Origin of the sequence: Sandarakinorhabdus glacialis (assembly GCF_014643455.1) — a bacterium.
In the GTDB taxonomy this organism is placed as follows: Bacteria; Pseudomonadota; Alphaproteobacteria; order Sphingomonadales; family Sphingomonadaceae; genus Sandarakinorhabdus; species Sandarakinorhabdus glacialis.
Window position 1 is genome coordinate 182,906 of sequence record NZ_BMJM01000005.1, and the last position, 18,615, is coordinate 201,520.

Consider the following 18,615-nt stretch of genomic DNA (forward strand, 5'->3'; position numbering starts at 1 on the left):
CCGGCGGCATTATCTTTAGTTCCGCACCGTCCGAGATGTTGCTCGAATGCGCGAAGGAATTTCCGTCATTTCTTACGCTGCGATGCAACCAGCCCCGAAACCATGCGTAATCATCGGCAAGGCAGCGCGATCAGTCCCCCCGCTTTCGCTGCCCGTACCGGACCCGGCTATGAACGCCCCCCGATTATGGCCGGGTCCACCCAATATTCGATTTGTCGCCGATTTGATGGCGTTCGTCGCGCAGTTGAAATGTTCTGCGGACGTTTCGGAACCTAGCGGCGGCAAGGCCGTTTTGCAGTCCGGACCCAACAGGAGAGCCGAAATGAAGACTTTGACCCCAACCATGATGATCCTTGCCGCCGGCCTGACGCTCGCCGCCTGCAACAAGTCGCCAGCCGACAAGGCCGCCGATGTGGCACGTGCCGAAACCGAAGGCGCTGCAGCGCAGATCGAAACGACTGCCGACACCATAGAGAACAAGGGTGAGGCCGTTGGCGGTGTCGTCGAAGACAATGCCGAAGTGAAGGCTGATGCCATTCGCGATCAGGCCGATGCAGTCAAGGATGCCGGCGAAGCCAAGGCCGACAAGATCGAAGAGGGCGCGACCGGCACCGCGACCGAAACGAAGTAAGGGTTACACCCTGCTGCGCCGGAGTATGGGCGCAATTGCGTAGCAACGCCGGGTCCCAGTGGCCCGGCGTTGTGCTGTCCGGTCCCGGTCATGCCGCTGGCGCTGCCTGTTTGGGGTAGTTTGGACATTGGCGGGGTGAACTGGCAAAACAAGGTCATGAAGATGCTCGATGCCCAGTCAATTCCGCAACTGCCCGGCGCCATACGCCTTGCCGACTATGCCCCGCCGGACTGGCTGGTGCCCGAGGTAAGCCTGGATTTCCGGCTGTCGGCCGGATCGACGCGGGTAACGTCGCGGCTGGTGGTCCGGCGCAATGGCAACCACGACCGGCCGCTGGTGCTCGATGGCCAGAATCTGAAGACGTCGTTTGCGATGCTGGACGGCGAGCCGATCGACGTGGTGCCGGTCGGCGAGCGGCTCGAGATTGCGATTGTCGGCGATGCGGCGATTGTGGAGTTCGAGGTCGAGATCTCGCCGGCGCTCAACACCCGGCTGATGGGGCTGTACGAAAGCGAAGGCCGGTTGGTGACGCAGTGCGAGGCCGAGGGTTTTCGCGCCATCACCTGGTTTCCCGATCGGCCCGATGTGCTGTCGGTCTATACGGTGCGGATCGAGGGCGACGCGGCCCTGTACCCGGTGCTGTTGTCGAACGGCGATCGCGGCGCGGTCGAGACGGGGCTGGCGGGCGGCCGCCATGCGGTGACCTGGACCGATCCCTGGCCCAAGCCCTGTTATTTGTTCGCGCTGGTTGCCGGCGACCTGTCGGCGCTGCGGGATGGTTTCACGACCATGAGCGGGCGCCAGGTCGAGTTGGCGATCTGGACGTCGGCGGCAGACGTGCCGCGCTGCGCCCATGCGATGGCGGCGTTGAAGGCGTCGATGGCATGGGACGAGGCGATCTATGGCCGGGAGTATGACCTGGGCGCGTTCAACATCGTCGCGGTCAATGATTTCAACGCCGGGGCGATGGAGAACAAGGGACTGAATATCTTCAATTCGAAGTATATTCTGGCCGATCCGGAGACCGCGACCGACAGCGATTTCGATGGTGTCGCGGGGGTTGTCGCGCACGAGTATTTCCACAATTGGACCGGCAACCGGGTGACCTGCCGCGACTGGTTCCAGCTGAGCTTGAAGGAGGGCCTGACGGTCTTTCGCGACCAGCAGTTTTCGGCGGACCAGGGCAGCGCGGCGGTGCGGCGGATCGAGGATGTGCGGGGCTTGCGGGCGGTGCAGTTTCCCGAGGATGCGGGGCCGCTGGCGCACTCGATCCGGCCGGATCATTATGTCGAGATCGCCAATTTCTATACGGCGACGATCTATAACAAGGGCGCTGAGGTTATCCGGATGCTCCATACCTTGGTGGGCGCGGCGGGGTTTCGCGCCGGTACGGATTTGTATTTCGAGCGGCATGATGGCCAGGCGGTGACGTGCGAGGATTGGGTGGCCGCGATGGAGGCGGCGACCGGCAGCGACCTGGGGCAGTTCCGGCGTTGGTACGAGCAGGCGGGGACGCCGCGGGTGGCGGTGCACGAGCGGCGCGAGGCCGGCAAGGTGATCGTCGAGCTGGTGCAGAGCCAGTCGCCGACGCCTGGGCAGGCGGTGAAGCTGCCGGTGCACATGCCGTTCCGGATGGCGTTGATCGGGCGGGACAGCGGCAGGCGGATCGGCGAGGAGCGGGTCGTCGAGATGCGCGAGGCGGTGACGCGGGTGGAGTTCGATGCGGTGGATGAGCCGGTGTTGCTGTCGCTCAACAGGGGGTTTTCGGCGCCGGTGATCATCGAGGCGGAAGCGTCGCGGACCGAACTGGCGTTCCTTGCGGGGCATGACGACGATCCGTCCGCGCGCTGGGAGGCGATGCAGCGGCTGGCGCTGAGTGTGCTGGCGACCGACGACGATCCGGCGGCGCTGGTGAGTGCGGTGGCGGCGACGCTGATGGATGGCACGGCTGGCAAGCTTGATGCGGCGTTCGTCGGCGAGGCAATGTTGTTGCCGACCGAGAGCTTTATCGGTGACCAGGCGGCGATGGTCGATGTCGAGGGGATTCACCGGCGGCGGGAGGCGGCGCGGCTGGCGATTGCAACCGGGCTTGAGGCTGAGTGGTGGGCGGCGCTGAGGACGTATTCGGGGAGCGGGACGGCTTTGACGCCGGCGGCGAAGGGCGCGCGCCGGCTGGCCAATGTGGCACTGGCGTATCTCGTTGGCGCGGGATCGGCCGAGGCGTTGGCGGCGGCGCGGATCCAGTATGAAACGGCGGCGACAATGACGGACCGGATGGGGGCGCTTTCGGCGCTGGTGGGGACCGATACGCCCGAGCGCGATGCGTGCCTGGCGGATTTCCATGCGCGCTTTGCCGGAAATAACGACGTTATCGATAAGTGGTTCACGGTGCAGGCGTTGAGCGGGCGGCCGGATACTTTGGCGCGGGTCGAGGCATTGGCGCGGCATCCGGATTTCTCGATTACCAATCCTAATCGGCTGCGGTCGCTGGTGGGGGCGTTTGCGGCGAACCAGCGCTGGTTTCATGCGGCGGATGGGGCGGGGTATCGGTTGCTGGGCGACCAGCTGCTCGCGGTCGACCGGATCAATCCGCAGAGCGCGGCGCGGCTGGCGGTGCCGCTGGGGCGGTGGCGGCGGTTCGATGCGGCGCGGGGGGCGCTCATGCGGGCGCAGCTGGAGCGGGTTACGGCGACGCCGCGGGTGAGCCGGGATGTGCTGGAGATGGCTTCGCGGGCTTTGGTTTAGGGGGCGTTGCCGGTGATGTGGGCGTGTGTCGGTTGGTGTGGGCCTGGCGGCGCGGCTGGATACCAGCCTTCGCTGGTATGACAGGTTTGAATTGGTGACCTTGCTGCCCCCGTTGCCGCTGTTTCATCATGCGGATTATGTGGCGGCGTTGCCGGTCGGGCATAGTTTTCCGATGGGCAAATATTCGTTGTTGCTCGATGCGCTGGCGGAGGCGGGGCAGGCGATCGAGGTGTTTGCGCCGGAGCCGATGGCGCTTGAATGGGTCGAGGCGGTGCATGATCCGGATTATGTGGCGGCGGTGATGGCGGCGCGGGTGCCGGCCGAGCGCGAGCGGCGGATCGGGTTTCCAGTAACGGCGGCGGTGGCGCGGCGGACGCTGGCGGTGGCTGGGGGGACGTATGGGGCGGCATTGTACGCGCTGGAGCATGGGTTTGCGGCGAATGGGGCGGGAGGTAGTCATCATGCGCTGCCCGATGGCGGGGCGGGGTATTGCGTGACGAATGATCTGGCGATTGCGGCCAATCTACTGGTGGTCGAAGGGCCGGTTCGGCGGGTGCTGATCGTTGATCTCGATGTGCATCAGGGCGACGGGACGGCGGTGATCTTTGCCGGGCGGGACGATGTGCTGACGTTTTCGATGCATGCGGGGCGGAATTTTCCGGTGCGGAAGGCGCGGAGTTTTCGCGATGTCGAACTGGCGGATGGCTGCGGCGATGCGGAGTATCTGGCGATACTGGAGCGCGAATTGGCCGGCTTGCTGGCGGAGGTGAAGCCGGACCTGGTGCTGTTTCAGGCGGGAGTCGATCCGCATGTGGATGACAGGCTGGGACGGCTGGCGTTGAGTGATGCGGGGCTGGCGGCGCGGGATGCCATGGTTGTCGGGATGTGCCGGGCGGCGGGGGTGCCGCTGGCCTCGACATTGGGGGGTGGCTATGCCGCCGACCGGATGACGGTGGCGCGGCGGCATGCGGCGGGGTTGATCGCGCAGTGGGGCGCGGCAAGGGATTTTCCGAAGGTGGCGCGTATGCCGGGTGAAAATGACGATGCATGTCATCCCCGTGCTCAAGGTGCCTGATCGGGAAACCGGGGACTCGTCGCCGCTGGCGCTGTTGATGGCGCGGGTGGCCGATGGCGATCGCGCGGCTGGTTGCGGCGCTCGAGGGACAGGGGCTGCGGCTGGCGGACCGGACGCTGAACGATCGCGTCGGCGCCGAGGATGTCGTGCAGGTCGCGCTGACCCGGATGTGGACGATGGCGGCGCGGTTCGATCCGGCGCGGGGGTCGGTCGAGGGCTGGTTCCGGCGGATTGTCGTCAATCTTTGCCTCGACCGGCGGCGGTCGCTGAAGCTGGTGGCGCCGTTGGCCGAGGCCGATGACGTGGCGAGCAGCGCGCCCGATCCTTATGAAGCGGCGGCGGCGAACGACCAGCGCGCGCGGATGAGCGCCGGCATGGCGCGGTTGGCGCCCCGGCAACGCGCGGCGCTGGCGATGTTCCACGGCGAGGGCATGACGATGGCCGAGATCGCCGCTGCGCTGGAGACCAGCCCCAAGGCCGTCGAGGGATTGCTGGGCCGGGCACGTATGGAATTACGAAACCTGATCGGAGTGGACACCCCAAGTGAACAGCGAACGCGCCCTTGAGATCATCGCGGCCTATGGCGCCGATGCGCGGCGCTGGCCCGATGCCGAGCGCGGCGGTGTGCTGGCGCTGGTGGCGGCCGATGCGGGTGTCGCGGCGGCGCTGGCCGAGGCGCGCGGGCTGGATGGGTGGTTGGCGGGCTGGGCCGGCGACGTGGCGCCGCGGCGGTTCGATGCCGAGGCGATCATGGCGACGGCGCAGGTGCCGGTGATGCCGCGAACGTCGCCGGTGCGGCGCTGGTTCGCCAGCAGTGCGCTGGCGGTGGCGGTGGCGGTGGGGCTGGCGCTGGTGGTGCCGAGGCCGGTGACGACAGAGATTGCAACGAATTCTCCCGTGCCGTCGGCCACGGTTGAGGGCGATGTGTCGGGCAGCGATGCCGACGACTTCGCCTTGGTGTTTACGCCGACGATCGATGAGGACGAATTGATATGATGACTTTGAAATTGCGCGGCGCGGCTGTGTTGCTGATGCTTGGCACGGCAGCGCCGGTGCTGGCCCAGGTGGCTGTGCCGGCGGCTCCGGCAGCGCCTGCTGCGGGCGTGCACGCCGGGCCGGACGGGCATGGGATGCGGGGCGGTATGCGGGGTATGCGCGGCCACAAGCGTTTTGCATCGATGAGCGAGGCCGGGCGGATTGTGATGCGCGAGGCGATGCAGGCCGGCGGCGAGCGGGCTGCGGACCGCGAGGCGATCAAGGCGGCGCGTGACCGGATGCTGACGCTGCTCGAGGCCGACCGGCTCGATACCGGGGCGCTGAAGCGGGCGATGGACGAGGAGCGCAAGGTCGCCAGTGCCGGGCGCGAACGCCACCAGGCGTCGATGCTGGCCGGGTTCACCAAGCTGTCGGTGGCGGATCGCAAGGCGTTCGTGGCGGATTCGCGGGCGATGAAGACGCGGATGGAGGGGCGGATGAAGGATTGGCGCGGCAAGGGTGGTCCGGGGGATCGCCGGGGTCCGCCGGCGCCGGCGCCTGCTGTCTGAGGGTTCGGGGCTCGGGGTTTGGTTGGTTCTGCAGAGAAGTAACTGGGTCCCGGGTCGAGCCCGGGATGACAGCTGAGGAGGAATAGGGTTTGGCGGCTCGGGGTTCTGTTCTGGCTGGAGTGGCCGCGCGGATAGGCTGGATACCAGCCTTCGCTGGTATGACAGGGCGAAATTAAGGGCGCCAGCCGGTTTGGGCGGTGATTTCGGCGCTGACCAATGCTGCGAGACGTGACGCCATCGGGCCGGGGGAACCGGTTCCGATGGCGTTTTCGTCTATGCGGACGACCGGGAGGAGGGGGGCGGTGGTGGAGGTCAGCAGGGCCTCGTCGGCGGCGAGGGCCTCGGCGAGCGAGAAGGGGCGTTCGTCGATGGGGATCTGGGCTTCGCGGGCGAGGCGGAGGAGGGTGGCGCGGGCGATGCCGGGGAGGATCGATTCGGACAGCGGGTGGGTGATGAGGCGGCCGGCCTTGACGATATAGGCGTTGGTCGAGCCGCCTTCGCGGACGGTGTTGTCGGGGGCGACGAGCCAGGCTTCGAAGGCACCGGCGGCGCGGGCGTCCTGCTTGGCGAGGACGTTTGCCAGAAGCCCGGTGGTCTTCATATCGACGCGGCGCCAGCGCATGTCGTTGACGGTGATGACTTTTACGCCGGTTTTCTGCTGTGCGGTGCGCTGGTGGAAGTCGAAGCGGCGGACGGTCATCACGAGAGTCGGGCGGGGGTTGGCGGGGAAGCCATGGTCGCGTTTGGCGGTGCCGCGGCTGAGTTGCAGGTATAAAAGCGCGTCGGCCTGGCCGTTAACCGCGATGAGACGGCGGGCCTGGAGGGTGAGGGCGGCGTCCGACATGGCGAAATCGATGAACAGCGCGGCGCAGTTGCGGCGCAGGCGGGCGATGTGGTGGGGCCAGTCGAGCATTTTGCCATTGAGGACGGCGGTGACTTCGTAGAGCGCGTCGGCGAACTGGAGTCCGCGGTCCTCGACATGGACATGGGCATCGCGCAGCGGGGTCAGGCGTCCGTCGACATAGGCCAGTTGCGGCATTTGAGCGCTTTCCTTGGGCTTTGGTGAGGCGGCTTTAGACGGTATGCAGGGGGCATGTCAGCACCGCATCTCATCTGGTTCCGAAACGATTTGCGATTGGCCGATCATGCGGCGGTCGCGGCGGCGGCGAAGGCCGGCCCGGTGGTGTGCCTGTATGTGCTCGACGATGTGACGCCGGGGCATTGGAAGATGGGCGCGGCGCAGCGGTGGTGGCTGCATCACAGCCTGGCGGCTTTGGCGAAATCGCTGGGTGGCCGGTTGGTGTTGCGGCGGGGCGAGGCGGGGGTCGTGGTGCCCGAGGTGGCGGCGGCGATCGGGGCGGCGGCGGTGCATACGCTGACGCATTACGAGCCCTGGGCGAAACTGCAGGATGCGGCGGTGGCGAAGGCGACCGAATTGAAGCGCTATCATGGGGCGTTGCTGGCGGCGCCGGGGAGCGTGACGGCGGGTGGCGGCGGGCGGTATCGGATCTTTACGCCGTGGTGGAACAAGCTGCGGGCGGAACTGCCGCCGCCGTTGCCGATGAAGGCGCCGGAGCTGGTGTTCGGCGATGTGCCGGCGGGGGATGATCTGGCGGATTGGGAATTGTTGCCGACGAAGCCGGACTGGGCGGGCGGGTTTGATGTTTGGGAACCGGGCGAGGCGGGGGCGGCGAAGCGGTTGGCAGCGTTTTTGGATGTGGCGCGGGATTATGCTGCGGGGCGGAACTTGCCGTCGCAGGAGGGGTCTTCGCGGCTGTCGCCGCATTTGTCGCTGGGGGAGATTTCGGTGCGGACGGTGTGGCATGCGGTGGCCGACGCAGTGCCGGCGGATGCGGCCGAGCCGTATCTGCGCGAGCTGGGGTGGCGGGATTTTGCAGCGAATATCCTCGACCAGTTTCCCGAGCATGGCGATGTGCCGGGACGGGTGCAGTTCGATGACCTGGCGTTTCGGAGCGCGCCGGACGAGTTGGCGGCTTGGCAGCGGGGGATGACGGGCTATCCGATCGTCGATGCGGGGATGCGGCAGCTGTGGACGATCGGATGGATGCACAACCGGGTGCGGATGATTGCTTCGTCGTTTTTGGTGAAGCATTTGCTGATCGATTGGCGGACCGGGGAGCAGTTTTTCTGGGATTGCCTGGTGGATGCTGATCTGGGGTCGAATTCGCTGGGGTGGCAGTGGGTTATGGGGTCCGGGGTGGATTCGTCGCCGTTCAACCGGGTGTTTGCGCCGGTGTCGCAGAGCGCCAAGTTCGATGCGGCGGGGTATATTCGGGAATGGGTGCCGGAGTTGCGCGGGCTGTCGGATGCGGCGATCCATGCGCCCTGGGAGGTCGGCGGGGTGGCTGGGTATCCGGCGCCGATCGTCGGGCATGCCGAGGGGCGGGCGCGGGCGTTGGCGGCTTATGCGGCGGTCAAGGGAACGGGTTAAGAGTCACCCACCCCCGACCCCTCCCTTGAAGAAGGGAGGGGAGCAGAGCGGCGCGCCCAATAGAGCAAGCTGGCGGCGGCGATGAAGAGGGCGATCCCGATGGCTTCGGGGGCGGTGCTCTGGAAGGCGACCCAGAGCATGGCGGCATTGCCGGCGAGGGCGACCGGGAGGAGCGCGGGGATGCGGACGGGCGGGCCGGCGTGGGCGATGTTGTCGCGGCGCAGTTTGAGGGCGGCGGCGCTGCCGAGGAAATAGATCAGCACGCAGAACAAAGTCGCGAGGATGGCGAGCGAAGTGAAGGTGCCCGAGACGGCGATGGTCGCGGCGATGGCGGCGTGGACGAGGCTGGCGATCCACGGGGCGTGGGTGCGGCGGTGGGTGCGGCCGAGCGCAGTGGGCAGGATGCCGTCGCGGGACATGGCGAACAACATGCGCGGCGAGGATAGCGAGTCCGACGCATTCCAGCCGAGCATCGAGATGGCGGCGCCGGCGCCGAGGATGATGCCGAGCAGGGGCGACAGGCGGGCGGCGGCTTCGGCGAGGGGCGCGGGGGAGGCGCCGAGAGCGTCGCCGAGCAGGCCTTGCGCGATGAGCTGGACGATGACGCACATGACGGCATAGCCGAGCATCGAGGCGATGATGGCGTGCGGGATGGTGCGCGCCGGGTTGCGGACTTCGCCCGAGACGGCGAGCGAGGCCTCGATGCCGGTGAACAGGAAGATGCCGAGGATGGCGGCGCGGCCGATATCGGCACCGCCGGCGGGCATGGCGAGGGCGAGCTGTGCCGGGACGATGAACCAGACGCCGATGGCGATGAACAGCGCCAGCGGGACGATCTTGATGCTGGTGGCGATGGTGACGAAGCGGGCCGCGATGCCGACGCCGGCGATGTTGATGAGGGCTAGGCCGAAGAACCAGATGGTGATGGCGATGGCACGGATCGGACCTGTAGCAAGGGCGGGAAGGGCAGTGCCGATGACGTCGGCGGCAGCAGCGGCGATGGCGCCGGAGGCGAGTACGGCGCTGGCATAGTTGAACATGCCGGTCAGGAAGCCCCAATAGGGCCCGAAGGCGATGCCGACGAAGCCCGAGACACCGCCGCTGGTGGGCACGCGGCTGGCGCCTTCGGCGAAGCACAGCATGACGGCGCCGACGGCGAGGCCGCACGCGACATAGGCGAGCGGGGCGTAGCTGCCGACGGCGGCGGCCATCGCGGCGGGGACGGTGAAGATGCCGCTGCCGACGAGCATGCCGACAAAGGCGGCAGTGAGGGCGACGGGGCCGACGCCGCGGATGAGGCCGGCGTCGCGGGATGCGGTTGGGGACGCTGGGCTGGCGGCGGCGGGTTCCGGCATTGCGACATGGTTAAGCGGTGGGTTGGGACGGTGCAAGACAAGCGGCGAAACCCATCGGCGCGGCGGGAATTAAGAGGGGAGTGGATTTGGATGGAGATGATGATGAAGACGCCGTTTGGACATAAGCATGCGGGACGCAAGGAACGCGGGCTGGGCAAGTTGCTCGGGGTTGTGCTGGCGGGCGCAGCGGCTGTGGCGTGGTTTGCGCAGAAGCGCGCGGCCGCCGATGCGGGCGGGGATGCGGGCGGGAGTGCAGGCGGCGAGCCGAAGGCGCACCGGGCGGATGGGAGCGATGACTCGGCTTCGTTCGGGGCTGGGATTGCTGATGAGGGGACGATTCCGGAGGCTGGGGCGACGCCTTCGGTTTGAGGGTGCGGGATGAGACGCTGGGTCCCGGGTCGAGCCCGGGATGACAGTTTTCTTCAGGGCGCGATTTCGGTGCCTTGCCAGTCGTAGATGCGGCCTGACATCGCCGGGGTCGCCGAGGCAATGACGGCAAGGAGGTGGGCGGCGCTTTCGGCCGGGGTGAACAGTTTCGCGACGCCGCGCTGGAAGGGCTTCGACAGGCCGGTGTCGACGGTGCCGGGGTGGAGGCCGAGGACGATGTTTTCGGGGTTGGTGCGCGCCTGCTCGATGGCGATGGTGCACAGGATCTGGTTGAGGGCGGATTTCGAGGCGCGATAGGCGTGCCAGCCGCCGAGGCGGTTGTCCGATATCGAGCCGACGCGGGCGGAAAGCGCGGCGAAGACGGTGCGGCGGTTCCTGGGCATCAGCGGGAGGAAAGCCTGGGCGATGAGCGCCGGACCGATGGCGTTGATGGCGAAGGCCTGGGTGAAGGCGGCGGCGGAGAGTTGGCGGAGGGCGCGTTCGGGGGCGAGGCTTTCGGCGTGGAGGAGGCCGGTGGCGACGATGACCAGGTCGGGCGGGGTGGAAAGGGCTGCGGCTGCGGCGGTTATGCTGGCGGGGCTGGTGAGGTCTAGGCCGGTGCTGCGGGAGAGGCGGGTTATTCGGGTGTTGGGGTTTGTGGACAGGAGGTCGGCGAGGGCGGTGCCCAGGCCGCCGGTGGCGCCGATGATGACGGCATGGCGGGGTGGAGTTGGGATCATTGCGCCTGATTAGCGCGACGGAGATGGGGGTGCGAGGCGCTTTGTGGCGCAGGCGGGTTTGGCGGGGCGGAGTCACCCACCCCCGACCCCTCCCTTGAAGAATGGAGGGGGGAAGGACAGCGCTAGTCTTTTTCCATGGTGCACTGGAGGGGGTGCTGGTGTTCGCGGGCGAAATCGATGACCTGGTTGACCTTGGTTTCGGCGACTTCATAGGTGAAAATGCCGCAGACGCCGACGCCGCGCTGATGGACGGCGAGCATGACGCGGGTGGCGTCCTCGATGGTCATCTTGAAGAAGCGTTGCAGCGTGAGGACGACGAACTCCATCGGCGTATAGTCGTCGTTGAGCATCAGCACCTTGTAGAGCGCCGGCTTGGCGGTCTTGGGCTTGGTCTTGGTGGCGACACCGACACCGGTGCCGTTGTTGCCGCCGGGCGTATCGGAATCACGATCGCCATCGCTGGCGGTTGGCATCAGGATCATCGGTGGGTGGCCTGTCCGGGCTGGGAGCGAACCTATAATATAGGTTGGAAAGCGCGCAACGAAAAGGGCGGGTGCGTGACCGCACCCGCCCTTTTGACGTCCGCAGATGAAAACGACTTACTTGTTGAAGGTCGTCTTGATCTTGTCGGTGGCGATCGCAACGCGGTTCTGGACCGGTTCGAAGACTTCGCCGGCAAGCTTCATCATCATTTCGGTGAGCTTGGACATTTCGGCGACCGAAGCGTCGAACTGCGCCTTGGCGAATTCGCCCTGCAGCTGGAGCATTTCGTTCGGGGTCTTGGCGGCGGTGATCGCCTTGACCGCGACCGAGGTGGTTTCGAAATTCTTCTTCGAGACTTCACCGACATGGGCAGCGATCGATTCGATGCCGGCGGTTGCAGCGCGGGCTGCAGCGAGCAGGGCCTCGACGTTGCCGCGGGCCATTTCGGTCATCTCGTCGAGCGACTTCATGCTGTTCTCGACGGCTTCCTTCGACTTGGCGGTGATCTGCTCCATCGCAGCCTTGCCGCTGGTCATGGCCGATTCAGCAGCGGTGGTGAGCTGGGCAACGCCAGACTTCATCGAATCGGCGATCTTTTCGGGGTTCGTATCGAATGCAGTTGCCATGGGATTCTCCTGAGGTTTTTTTTGGGTTGGGACAGCAGCCAGAACAGGGCGGGACAGGTCCGTCGCAACGGGGGCCGGCGCACTGGGTGTCGGCGCTACCGGCGCCGCTTCGGTCTTCGGCGTGTTGGGTGCCGAGGTTGGTCGGGGCGCGATCGGCGCCGGGGGTTCTTGCGCGATTGGCGCTGGCGTCGGCTTCGGCGCGGTAGGTGCTGGCGTCGGCTTCGGCGCGGTAAATGCTGGCGTCGGCTTCGACGCGGTAAAAGCCGGCTTCGCCGCGGCGGATGCCGGGACCGGGGCCGGTGCAACGGTTGGTATAGTGTCGACGGGCGTCGGCGGGGCCGGCGGCGTGGTCGTCAAGACAGGCGTGGCCGGTACGGTGGCCTTCAGTTCGGCGAGCGTCGGTGCAGGCACGGCGGGCTTGAGGATCAGGGGCGCCTGCTTGGTTGCCGCAGCCTTTTTCGCTTTTGCCGGGGGCGACAGAACGGGTGCCGCCGCGATTGCCTTGGCCACGGCATCGACAGATTTCGACACTGGTGCGGCGACGCCTGGCTTTTGATCGGACTTGGCGGACATTGCGGGCTCCACATTCATGGTGCGGTGCAACATAGCGAAAAATCATATCGGCGCAAGCGCAATGTTGCACTGCAACATGGCGCTTTATAGGTAGTTCACGCGATTTTCGCGCAATTAGTTGGTGCAGAACGACGATTTGTTACGCGAACCGGCTCAATTCATGCAGAAATCGAACCCGATCCGGGTCGTGCCCGAAATGATGGGATAACTTTAATGACCGACGATTGTAGGAGCAACGCCTGATTCCGCCAGGGCCGAATCGAGGTCATGCTGCAGCCGGGCGAGTGCCTCGGTGCTGCGCGCCTCGACACGGGCGACGAGCACGTCCTGGGTGTTGGAAGCGCGCAGCAGCCACCAGCCGTCCGGGGTGGTGACGCGGGCGCCATCGGTTTCATCGACGGTGGCGCCTGCGGCCTTGAGGCGGGCAAGGACTTCCTCGACGACCTTGAACTTGCGGTCCTCGGACGACTGGAAGCGCAGCTCGGGGGTGTTGACCATGGGGGGCATGGCGTCCTTGAGGTCGGTCAGCGAGCCGCCCAGCTGGGCAACGGCGCGGATCAGGCGGACGGCGGCGTAGATGCCGTCGTCGAAGCCGTACCATTCATGCTTGAAGAAGATGTGCCCGCTCATCTCGCCGGCCAGCGGCGCGCCGGTTTCCTGCATCTTGGCCTTGATCAGGCTGTGGCCGGTCTTCCACATCAGCGGCTTTCCGCCAAGTTCGGCGATGCGGTCGTAGAGCGCCTGGCTGGCCTTCACGTCGGCGATGATCGTGGCGCCGGGGAGGTCCTTGAGGACGGGTTCGGCGAGGATGCCGAGCAGCTGGTCGCCCCAGACGACGCGGCCCTGGCCATCGACGGCGCCGAGACGGTCGGCATCGCCGTCGAAGGCGACGCCGAAGTCGCAGTCCTTTTCGGCGACGGCGCGCTTGAGGTCGACAAGGTTCTTTTCATCGGTGGGGTCGGGATGATGGTTGGGAAAGGTCCCGTCGACGTCGGTGAACAGCAGGTGATGGGTGCCGGGCAAGCGTCTCACCAGGCGCTCGACGACCGGCCCGGCGACGCCGTTGCCGCAATCCCAGGCGATGGTGAAATCTTGGGTCGCGTCGAAGCCCTGGAGCAGGCGATCGACATAGCGGTCCATGATGTCGATGGCTTCGTTGGTCGCGGTGCCGGTCTCCCAGTCGCCGGCGGCGGCCATCTTGCCCAGGCCGTGAATGTCGGCGCCGAAGAAAGGCCGCGACTTGAGCATCATCTTGAAGCCGTTCCAGGCCGGCGGATTATGACTGCCGGTGATCATGATGCCGCCGTCGCAGGCGAGTTCGTAGACGGCGTAGTAAAGCATTGGCGTGGGGCCGAGCCCGATGCGGACAGCCTCGATGCCGGCGGCGTTGAGCCCGGCGACAAGCGCGGTCTCAAAGCCGGTCGAGGAGGTGCGGCCGTCGTAGCCGACGGCGACGCGGGAGCCGCCGGAGCGGCGAATGATGGTGCCGAAGCTGCGGCCAATGGCGTTGGCGTCGGCGTCCTTGAGGGTTTCACCGACGATGCCGCGGATGTCGTATTCGCGCAGGGTGGTGGGGTCGAAATTGTGATTTGCAGCTGGTGTCACGATGGTCTCCGGGAATGGTCGGCAACTGCGCTTAGCGGGTAATTACCAAGATCTTGTTACGCGCGGTGCGCTACTTTCGTTGCTTGTTGAGCAGCAGGTCGCGCGCGGCGGTGGCGGCGTGGGCGGCGTCGTTGCTGCCGCCGGCGTCGGGGTGGGCGGCCTGCATGCGGGCGCGCCAGGCGGCGTTGATGAGATCGGCATCGGCGCCGGGCTGGAGGCCGAGCAGGGCGAGCGCGGAGGCTTCGTCGGTGATGGCGGGGGTTTTCGCCGGTTTGCGTTTCTGGGTGAGCCACCAGCCATAGGCGAGGCCGGCGGCGACGAGCGCCAGCACGGGTTGGCCGGTTGTCAGCAGGCGGACCGCCAGCAGCCCGGCGGCAGCGGTGCCGCCGAGGCGCCAGAGGTTGGGCACGAGCTTGCCATCCTTGTGCAGCCACCACGCCAGCGCCGCCGCGAGGATGAGCGACAAGCCCATCAGGCGAGCTTGCTCGGGTCCCAATCGGGGAGGTTGAGGCCGGCCAGTAGCGCGCGGAGCTCGGTGCGGGCGCCGACATGGCTGAGGCTGAAATCCTCGAGGGCGTTGCGATCGAGCAGGGTCAGGCCGCGCGGGAAGAATTCGCGGAAGATGACGCGCTCCGACAGGCCGCCGACGACGCGGAAGCCGACGCGCTTCGACAGTTCCTCGAGGGCGGCGCCGACGCGCTTGCGGTTCTTCGCCTCGAGGGTGGAGAGGCGGTTGCGGAGCACGATCCAGTCGACCTGGGTGCCGTCGGCCTTGGCGCGGGCGCGGCGGGCGTCCCAGATCAGCTCGGCGTAGAAGCTGGGGCGGCGGACGGCGAAGGTCTCGGGGTCGACCTGGCCGATGAGGTCGAAATCGACGAAGCTGTCGTTGATCGGGGTGACGATGGTGTCGGCGCGGGCGAGGGCGGCGCGGGCGAGTTCTGAATCGCGGCCGGGGGTGTCGACGACGATGAAGTCGAAGCCCGACGCCTGATCGAGGCGCAGCGCCAGTTCGGCGGCGGCGTCGGGGCCGTCGGCGATGACAGCGACATCGGGGGTGGGCAGGACGAGGTCGCGCTTGGTGCCGAAGGCGACGCGGTTTTCGAGATAGCGCGCGACGGTGCGCTGCCGCGAATCGAGATCGATCATGGCTGTGCGAAAGCCGGCGTGCGCCAGCCCGACGCCGATGTGGACGGCGGTGGTGGATTTGCCCGATCCGCCCTTTTCGTTGCCGAGCACGATGACGTGTGCGGATCTGGCCGCGGATTGTGCCGCGGATTTTGTCATTGATCCCATAATGCCCCGAAACTTGCCTAATGCGTCCGTTTCCGACACAGCCGCCGGCCTGTGTCAACCGAAAGGCCGGCCTTTGCCTGCAGAGTTTCGTATCGTTCGCACTCCGGGTGCACTGACCACGGCCATGGAGGCGTGGAAGCGATCGGGGTATCGAGTCGCGCTGGTGCCCACCATGGGTGCGCTCCATGCCGGGCATCTGGCGCTGGTCGCGGAAGGGTTGAAGCATGCCGACAAGGTGGCGGCGTCGATCTTCGTCAATCCCAAGCAGTTCGGGCCTTTAGAAGACCTCGACAAATATCCGCGCGACGAGGCCGGGGACGCGGCCAAGCTGCAGGCGGCGGGGTGCGAGTTGCTGTATGCGCCGTCGCTGGCCGACATGTATCCGCCGGGATTCGCCAGCTATGTGAAGGTGGCGGGCTTGCCCGACCGGCTGTGCGGGGCGGTGCGGCCGGGGCATTTCGATGGCGTCGCGACGGTAGTGTCGAAACTGCTGGCGGCGTCGCGTGCCGACGTTGGGGTGTTCGGCGAGAAGGACTGGCAGCAGCTGGCGATCATCCGGCGGATGGCGGCCGATCTCGACCTGGGGACGCGGATCATCGGGGCGGGGATCGTGCGGGATGACGATGGCTTGGCGCTGTCGTCGCGGAACATGTATTTGAGCGTCGGTGAGCGGGCGCAGGCTTTGGCATTGCCCAAGGCACTGGCTGCGGCGCGCGAGGCGCTGAATGGCGGGGCGGCGGTGGCGCCGGTGCTGGCGGCGGCGCATCTGGCGTTGGCGCAGGCGGGGTTTAATCGCGTGGATTATGTCGAGCTGGTGGATGGCGAGACGTTGATGCCGCTCGATGCGGTGGCGGTGGGCGCGCGGTTGATGGCGGCGGGGGTGGTGGGGACGACGCGGTTGATTGATAACGCTGCGGTTTAGGGGGCTGGCTTCATTCTGGGCGGGGGGACAGCCCCACCCGGGCCGCGAAGGCGCGTCTCTCGCCTCCCCCCTCCAGGGGGAGGACAAGGGAGGTTAGCGGCGTTGTTGTTGCCAGCGGTAGGGTTGGTAGTCGTTGTAGTAGCGGGGGTAGCGGCTGTTGTTGAACGAGAATTGCGCGAAGCCCGATTCGCCGATCGGCATGCCGACCGTGCCGGCGATGCCGCGGGCGCCGCCGGTGCCGATGAACATCGACATTTCACCGTGGACCTTGCGATCGCGGGGTTCGTCCTCGGCGTAGAGGCTGTTGTTCAGGACGCGGTCGCGCTCGGGGTCGGGGAGGAGTGCGGTGGATTCGGGCTGGCGCGAGGCGTTGGCGATGGCGGCGTCGCGCTCGGCGGGGGTCAGGCTGTAGACCTTGGGCTCGGTGGCGAGCGCCGGGGCGGCAGCGAGAGCGGCGACAGTCAACGCGCGCAGAAACATCGATATCCCTCTTCGCGGCGCATAAGCGCCTGTGCTGTCTTAGCCTTTCCTGAACGGGGTGGCCATGTCCAAGGCTTCGATATCGGCCTCGACCATCTCGCCCTCGCGGGCGACGAAGTCGGCGACGGCGCTGCGGAAGCTGGAGTTGGGGATGAAATGCGCCGAGACGGTGGCGACCGGGCGATAGCCGCGCGCCAGCTTGTGCGAGCCTTGCGCGCCGGCTTCGACGCGGGCGAGGCCATGGGCGATGGCCCAGTCGATGGCCTGGTAGTAGCAGAGCTCGAAATGCAGGAAGGGGATGTCTTCGGTCGATCCCCAGTAGCGGCCATAGAGGCAGTCGCCGCCGATGAGGTTGAGCGCACCGGCGACGGGTCGGCCGTCTCGCAGCGCCAGCATGAGCAGGACGCGGTCGGGCATGGTTTCGCCGAGCAGCGAGAAAAAGGCGCGGGTGAGGTAGGGCCGGCCCCATTTGCGCATGCCGGTATCCTGGTAGAATTCCCAGAAGGCATCCCAATGCGCCTCGGTGAGTTCGGCGCCGGTGATGTGGACGATCTCCACGCCGCTGGCGAGGGCGCCTTCGCGTTCCTTGCGGATGGCCTTGCGCTTGCGTGACGACAGCGCGGCGAGGAAATCGGCGAAGGTCGCATAGCCGTCGTTCGACCAATGGAATTGTTCGCCGATGCGCATCAGCCAGCCTTGCGCCTCGAACGCCGGCTGTTGTTCGGGGGTGATGAAGGTGGCGTGGACCGACGACAGCTTGTTCTGGACTGCCAGTGCCTGTGCCGCGGCGAGCAGCGCCGGCGCGGCGGCGGGATCGCGCAGCAGCAAGCGGGGGCCGGTGGCGGGGGTGAAGGGCACGGCGCACTGGAGCTTGGGATAATATTCGCCGCCGGCGCGTTCCCAGGCCTCCGCCCAGCCGTGGTCGAAGACATATTCGCCCTGGCTGTGGGATTTCAGATAGGCGGGCAGGATGCCGATCGGGGTGCCGGCGGCGTCGTCGACGACGATATGGGCGGGTTGCCAGCCGGTACGGGCGCAGGCGCTGCCCGACGCCTCGAGGGCGTGGAAGAATTCATGAGAGACGAAGGGGTTGTCGGCGCCGGCGCAGGCGTTCCAGTCCGCAGTGGAGATGTCGGCGGCGGCGGAGAGGATGCGGGCGCGGATTTCGGGCATCAGGAGCGAGGTGCGGCGCAAGCAAAGAAACTGGGTCCCGGGTCAAGCCCGGGATGACAGCAGGGGAAGCGCCGCACCTGGGCCTAATCCCGGATGGCGATGATGGCGTCGATTTCGACGGCGACGCCGCGGGGCAGGGCGTAGACGCCGACGGCCGAGCGGGCGTGGCGGCCGGCTTCGCCGAAGATCTCGACCATCAGGTTGGAGGCGCCGTTGCCGACTTCGGGCTGGTCGGTGAAATCGGGGGCCGAGGCGACGAAGACACCGAGCTTGACGATGCGGCGGACGCGGCCGAGGTCGCCGAGCGCGGCCTGCATCTGGGCGATGAGGCCGATGGCGCAGCGCCGCGCGGCCTCGGCGCCTTCGGCAACGCTGACGCCATCGCCGAGGCGGCCCTTGATGAGCGCGCCGGCGTCGTCGAACGGGATCTGGCCGGAGATGTGGAGTAGGCCATCGATGGCGACCGCAGGCACATAGTTGGCGGCGGGGGGGGCGGCGACCGGCAGGGTGATTCCAAGAGCGGCGAGGCGGGTGGCGGGGGTGTCGGTCATT

The 18,615-nt window shown here is 67.0% G+C and carries 21 protein-coding genes; 10 read left to right on the forward strand and 11 right to left on the reverse strand.

The features are described 5' to 3' along the window. Positions 1 to 322 precede the first annotated feature (322 nt). The 6 genes from IEW98_RS09005 (at position 323) to IEW98_RS09030 (ending at position 5,995) form a co-directional block, all read left to right on the forward strand. Positions 323 to 631 carry a hypothetical protein gene (locus IEW98_RS09005; RefSeq protein ID WP_188762603.1) on the forward strand — a complete coding sequence of 103 codons (309 nt, stop codon included), beginning with the start codon at positions 323 to 325 and terminating at the stop codon, positions 629 to 631. 162 nt (positions 632 to 793) lie between these two features. Then, positions 794 to 3,376 (forward strand): aminopeptidase N, encoded by a 2,583-nt coding sequence (pepN, locus tag IEW98_RS09010; protein WP_188762710.1) that lies wholly within the window; start codon positions 794 to 796, stop codon positions 3,374 to 3,376. Between the two features lie 172 nt (positions 3,377 to 3,548). After that, positions 3,549 to 4,451 (forward strand): histone deacetylase family protein, encoded by a 903-nt coding sequence (locus IEW98_RS09015; protein ID WP_188762711.1) that lies wholly within the window; start codon positions 3,549 to 3,551, stop codon positions 4,449 to 4,451. A 53-nt stretch (positions 4,452 to 4,504) separates the two neighbouring features. Further along, the gene (locus IEW98_RS09020; protein ID WP_188762604.1) at positions 4,505 to 5,017 is read left to right on the forward strand and encodes a sigma-70 family RNA polymerase sigma factor; all 513 of its coding nucleotides are present in this window, start codon (positions 4,505 to 4,507) and stop codon (positions 5,015 to 5,017) included. After that, on the forward strand, positions 4,995 to 5,447 hold the full coding sequence (locus IEW98_RS09025; protein WP_188762605.1) for a hypothetical protein: 453 nt from the start codon (positions 4,995 to 4,997) through the stop codon (positions 5,445 to 5,447). The genes IEW98_RS09020 and IEW98_RS09025 overlap by 23 nt, the downstream gene beginning before the upstream one ends. Further along, positions 5,444 to 5,995, forward strand: coding sequence for a periplasmic heavy metal sensor (locus IEW98_RS09030; RefSeq protein WP_188762606.1), 552 nt, complete (start codon positions 5,444 to 5,446; stop codon positions 5,993 to 5,995). The genes IEW98_RS09025 and IEW98_RS09030 overlap by 4 nt, the downstream gene beginning before the upstream one ends. A gap of 172 nt (positions 5,996 to 6,167) precedes the next feature. Here the strand turns inward: IEW98_RS09030 and IEW98_RS09035 are convergent, their stop codons facing one another. Beyond that, positions 6,168 to 7,034, reverse strand: coding sequence for a D-amino-acid transaminase (locus IEW98_RS09035; protein ID WP_188762607.1), 867 nt, complete (start codon positions 7,032 to 7,034; stop codon positions 6,168 to 6,170). Positions 7,035 to 7,088: 54 nt separating this feature from the next. On the opposite strand from IEW98_RS09035, the gene IEW98_RS09040 reads away from it, so the two are divergent. Then, positions 7,089 to 8,447: a cryptochrome/photolyase family protein gene (locus IEW98_RS09040; RefSeq protein WP_188762608.1), complete on the forward strand. Its 1,359-nt coding sequence runs from the start codon at positions 7,089 to 7,091 to the stop codon at positions 8,445 to 8,447. On the opposite strand, the gene IEW98_RS09045 is transcribed toward IEW98_RS09040, so the two are convergent. Next, the gene (locus tag IEW98_RS09045) at positions 8,444 to 9,802 is read right to left on the reverse strand and encodes an APC family permease (protein WP_188762609.1); all 1,359 of its coding nucleotides are present in this window, start codon (positions 9,800 to 9,802) and stop codon (positions 8,444 to 8,446) included. The genes IEW98_RS09040 and IEW98_RS09045 overlap by 4 nt on opposite strands. A gap of 90 nt (positions 9,803 to 9,892) precedes the next feature. Between IEW98_RS09045 and IEW98_RS09050 the strand changes: the two genes are divergently transcribed. Next, entirely contained in the window at positions 9,893 to 10,171 is a 279-nt protein-coding gene (locus IEW98_RS09050; RefSeq protein WP_188762610.1) for a hypothetical protein, read from the forward strand. Positions 10,172 to 10,224: 53 nt separating this feature from the next. On the opposite strand, the gene IEW98_RS09055 is transcribed toward IEW98_RS09050, so the two are convergent. The 3 genes from IEW98_RS09055 to IEW98_RS09065 all read right to left on the reverse strand — a co-directional run bounded on the left by IEW98_RS09055 (position 10,225) and on the right by IEW98_RS09065 (position 12,017). Further along, positions 10,225 to 10,908, reverse strand: coding sequence for an SDR family NAD(P)-dependent oxidoreductase (locus IEW98_RS09055; RefSeq protein WP_188762611.1), 684 nt, complete (start codon positions 10,906 to 10,908; stop codon positions 10,225 to 10,227). 122 nt (positions 10,909 to 11,030) lie between these two features. After that, the gene (gene clpS, locus IEW98_RS09060) at positions 11,031 to 11,381 is read right to left on the reverse strand and encodes an ATP-dependent Clp protease adapter ClpS (protein ID WP_371870768.1); all 351 of its coding nucleotides are present in this window, start codon (positions 11,379 to 11,381) and stop codon (positions 11,031 to 11,033) included. Positions 11,382 to 11,507: 126 nt separating this feature from the next. Beyond that, a complete protein-coding gene (locus tag IEW98_RS09065) occupies positions 11,508 to 12,017 on the reverse strand; it encodes a phasin family protein (protein WP_188762613.1) in 510 nt (169 codons plus the stop codon). Positions 12,018 to 12,138: 121 nt separating this feature from the next. Here IEW98_RS09065 and IEW98_RS09070 point away from each other — a divergent pair, with 121 nt between their 5' ends. Further along, complete coding sequence (locus tag IEW98_RS09070; protein ID WP_188762614.1) at positions 12,139 to 12,573, forward strand: hypothetical protein; 435 nt, start codon at positions 12,139 to 12,141, stop codon at positions 12,571 to 12,573. 227 nt (positions 12,574 to 12,800) lie between these two features. Here IEW98_RS09070 and pgmG read toward each other — a convergent pair whose 3' ends face one another. The 3 genes from pgmG to IEW98_RS09085 all read right to left on the reverse strand — a co-directional run bounded on the left by pgmG (position 12,801) and on the right by IEW98_RS09085 (position 15,488). Continuing rightward, a complete protein-coding gene (pgmG, locus tag IEW98_RS09075) occupies positions 12,801 to 14,195 on the reverse strand; it encodes a phosphoglucomutase/phosphomannomutase PgmG (RefSeq protein ID WP_188762615.1) in 1,395 nt (464 codons plus the stop codon). A gap of 70 nt (positions 14,196 to 14,265) precedes the next feature. Beyond that, positions 14,266 to 14,667 (reverse strand): J domain-containing protein, encoded by a 402-nt coding sequence (locus IEW98_RS16415; protein ID WP_243450654.1) that lies wholly within the window; start codon positions 14,665 to 14,667, stop codon positions 14,266 to 14,268. Next, positions 14,667 to 15,488, reverse strand: coding sequence for a division plane positioning ATPase MipZ (locus IEW98_RS09085; protein ID WP_371870764.1), 822 nt, complete (start codon positions 15,486 to 15,488; stop codon positions 14,667 to 14,669). The genes IEW98_RS16415 and IEW98_RS09085 overlap by 1 nt, the downstream gene beginning before the upstream one ends. 73 nt (positions 15,489 to 15,561) lie before the next feature. Here IEW98_RS09085 and panC point away from each other — a divergent pair, with 73 nt between their 5' ends. Beyond that, the gene (gene panC / locus IEW98_RS09090; RefSeq protein ID WP_371870765.1) at positions 15,562 to 16,410 is read left to right on the forward strand and encodes a pantoate--beta-alanine ligase; all 849 of its coding nucleotides are present in this window, start codon (positions 15,562 to 15,564) and stop codon (positions 16,408 to 16,410) included. A 93-nt stretch (positions 16,411 to 16,503) separates the two neighbouring features. On the opposite strand, the gene IEW98_RS09095 is transcribed toward panC, so the two are convergent. From IEW98_RS09095 to IEW98_RS09105, 3 genes are all read right to left on the reverse strand, one after another. Then, entirely contained in the window at positions 16,504 to 16,890 is a 387-nt protein-coding gene (locus IEW98_RS09095) for a hypothetical protein (RefSeq protein ID WP_188762618.1), read from the reverse strand. A gap of 39 nt (positions 16,891 to 16,929) precedes the next feature. Next, positions 16,930 to 18,063: a GNAT family N-acetyltransferase gene (locus IEW98_RS09100; protein ID WP_188762713.1), complete on the reverse strand. Its 1,134-nt coding sequence runs from the start codon at positions 18,061 to 18,063 to the stop codon at positions 16,930 to 16,932. Positions 18,064 to 18,146: 83 nt separating this feature from the next. Continuing rightward, positions 18,147 to 18,614 (reverse strand): RidA family protein, encoded by a 468-nt coding sequence (locus tag IEW98_RS09105; RefSeq protein ID WP_188762619.1) that lies wholly within the window; start codon positions 18,612 to 18,614, stop codon positions 18,147 to 18,149. Between the last annotated feature and the right edge of the window lies 1 nt (position 18,615).